The 2,807-nt window shown below is 43.3% G+C and carries 3 protein-coding genes and 2 rRNA genes; all 5 read right to left on the minus strand.

The features are described from left to right. Positions 1 to 221: 221 nt before the first annotated feature. The gene (locus tag M3629_RS27875) at positions 222 to 704 is read right to left on the minus strand and encodes a hypothetical protein (RefSeq protein WP_251512160.1); all 483 of its coding nucleotides are present in this window, start codon (positions 702 to 704) and stop codon (positions 222 to 224) included. Between the two features lie 264 nt (positions 705 to 968). Next, positions 969 to 1,625 (minus strand): deoxynucleoside kinase, encoded by a 657-nt coding sequence (locus tag M3629_RS27880; protein WP_251512162.1) that lies wholly within the window; start codon positions 1,623 to 1,625, stop codon positions 969 to 971. 1 nt (position 1,626) lies between these two features. After that, positions 1,627 to 2,247 (minus strand): deoxynucleoside kinase, encoded by a 621-nt coding sequence (locus tag M3629_RS27885; protein ID WP_251512164.1) that lies wholly within the window; start codon positions 2,245 to 2,247, stop codon positions 1,627 to 1,629. Positions 2,248 to 2,482: 235 nt separating this feature from the next. Then, positions 2,483 to 2,599: ribosomal RNA gene (rrf, locus tag M3629_RS27890) — 5S ribosomal RNA — on the minus strand. 94 nt (positions 2,600 to 2,693) lie between these two features. Beyond that, positions 2,694 to 2,807: ribosomal RNA gene (locus M3629_RS27895) — 23S ribosomal RNA — on the minus strand; the annotation flags it as partial.

The following is a 2,807-nucleotide window of genomic DNA, read 5'->3' on the forward strand; positions in this document are numbered from 1 at the left end:
TACATGATCTATTACAATCATTATCGAGGTCAATGGAACTTAAACAAGCTGCCGCCTGCAAGATACAGACGACAGCTTGAAGCAGCCTAACCTTTTTTAATTTGTCCTTTACAAGGGGTACATTTTAAAGGCGTTACGTCCTTTTAATCATCTCCACCGGTTCCGGCCGCAATGTGAACCATCCTGATATCGATGTCCACTCCGGGAACTTCGTGTTTGGCTTATGCTCTTGGTGCTTGATCCGAGCTCGATGCTTCGGATGCCATGCTTGTTTTCGCCATCCGGCCTGGAATCTGCCAAGCAGATACAATCGCCAATACGATGAACAACCAGTCTGTAGGTGCACTGAAATATTCCTTAATCGTTTCCGTAAACGCACCGATCATTTCTCCGTCGAACACCAGAGTCAGCAAGCTCACATCGGTAAACAATTCAGATGTAAAATAAACCACTGTCAAGTATTTACCAAGCAAAATACCCACCAACGCGAAAACGACAGCAATAATCTTGTGCACCGTTGCGATTCTTTTGTTTGAGAACAACACGACAGCGTACCCGCAAAGCACCCCAACCAGTATCGCAATAAGTCCGACCTCATACTCCGTCATAGCTGCAATCGCAGCCCATACCACACCTCCCAGTATGGCAGCAATCAAACCACCGATGATCGGCATCCCAATCTTTACTCCTTGCTTATCTTCCATGATGTCTTTCCCTCCTGAGTCATGCTTATACTATATTTCCATAATTCACCTCTCCTATAAAACCACAAAAAGCTTCAAATTTCAACAATTTTCTGTATTCTAGTACCTATATACATACATATTCCAATATAGCTTGATTATCTGATCCTTTTTTCTAATCCTCTTATATAAAAATCGAAAAGACACCCCTTCCACAGCCTGAATCACTGTAAAAGAGATGTCTATTTTACCTAAACTTGTCCTACAGAGGATCAATATAATTAGTTATACCTGCGCTTCTTTGGATGGCTTAATTACAGCCGCAATCTGCTCCAGAATAGCATCGACTGAAGCTGGATTATGCACATCATATTCATCAATGTTCAAGCGCAGTACTGGACACGCTGTGAACCGGTTAATCCATACGGAATAGCGCTCATGCATGTGCTCCCAATACGAGCGGTCTGTCTGAATCTCCATTTCTCGTCCACGTTCGTTAATCCGGTTAAGAATCGATGGCAAACTGCCTTCCAGATAGATCAGAACATCCGGGTGTGGAAAATAAGGCGTCATGACCATCGCTTCAAACAAGCTGCTATACGTCTCGAAATCGGTAGCAGACATGGTGCCCTGATCGGCATGCATCTGTGCAAAGATGCCCGTATCCTCATAGATGGAGCGATCCTGTACAAAACCATCGCCTAATTCAAAAATCTTTTTTTGTTCTTTAAAACGTTCAGCGAGGAAATAAATTTGCAGATGAAAGCTCCAGCGCTCAAAATCATGATAAAACTTTTCCAAATACGGATTATGATCAACCTGTTCAAGCGACGTTTTGAAATTCAAACGATCTGCAAGTGCTGCGGTTAGTGTGGATTTACCCACCCCTACCGTTCCTGCTACTGTGATTAGTGCATTCACTGGAATGCCATAGTTATTCATATCATATAAGCTCCTTTACTTGATTAACAATCTGTCTGAAGTGCTCAGGATGTTCTACAAAGTCAAGCTGCTCTGCATCAATCTTGAGAATAACTGGAGGATTTGTGCCATTGGCTAAATACTCCATTCCTGTTTTGTAGTCTGCAATTAACTGCTCCATATAAGCTGGGTCCATATCTTGCTCAAAGGAACGCCCGCGTTTATTGATCCGGTACATCAATGTATCCAGTTCAGCTTCAATGTAAAGCACCAGATTGGGTTTGGGCAGGTCATCCGTTAACAGATGATAGATTTGGCGGTACTTATCCCGCTTCGTTCCTTTTAAGGTGCGTTCAGCGAAAATCAAATTTTTATAGATATGATAATCCGACACGACAGGGCTGTTCTGTTTAATAAACTGAGCGCCGGTGTCTTCTAGTTGCTTAAATCGATTACACAGAAAAAACATTTCGAGTTGGAAGCTCCACTCGTCGATATCTTGATAAAAGGAGGCCAGAAATGGGTTCTCCTCGACAATTTCTTTAACCAATGGAAGATTCAATTCTTGGGAAAGCATCGTAGCTAATGTTGTTTTCCCTGCTCCAATCGGACCTTCAACAGCTATAAACGGGGCTGATTTCATGGTGTTACGGTTCCTCCTCGTGATTATGCGTGTTCCGTTTCTATATAGACCTCACCTATTGTATCACAGCTTGGCACAATGGAAAGACAGTATTTTATGTATAAAACAAGTCAAAATAAGGGTGATTCGTCAGACTTGTATCGTATCATAACTGAAACTGCTTTCTCACTTAGCTTAGATTTAATCGTTCACACAAAAAAACACACCTGATTTTCATCAAGTGTGTCTTTACTTTGCTTGGCGGCATCCTACTCTCCCAGGACCCTGCGGTCCAAGTACCATCGGCGCTAGAGGGCTTAACGGTCGTGTTCGGGATGGGTACGTGTGGAACCCCTCCGCCATCGCCACCAAACGCGATTGGTCGAAGCATAGCTTCTTCCATTCATCAGAGTGTTGTTCTCTGAAAACTAGATTCGAAACGAAACGCACGCGATCAAAACTTGCTATTGGATAAGCCCTCGACCGATTAGTACTGGTCAGCTCCATGCATTACTGCACTTCCACCCCCAGCCTATCTACCTCGTCGTCTTCAAGGGGTCTTACATACTGGGAAATCTCAT

The sequence above is a fragment of the Paenibacillus polysaccharolyticus genome, assembly GCF_023714295.1.
In the GTDB taxonomy this organism is placed as follows: domain Bacteria; phylum Bacillota; class Bacilli; order Paenibacillales; family Paenibacillaceae; genus Paenibacillus; species Paenibacillus polysaccharolyticus_A.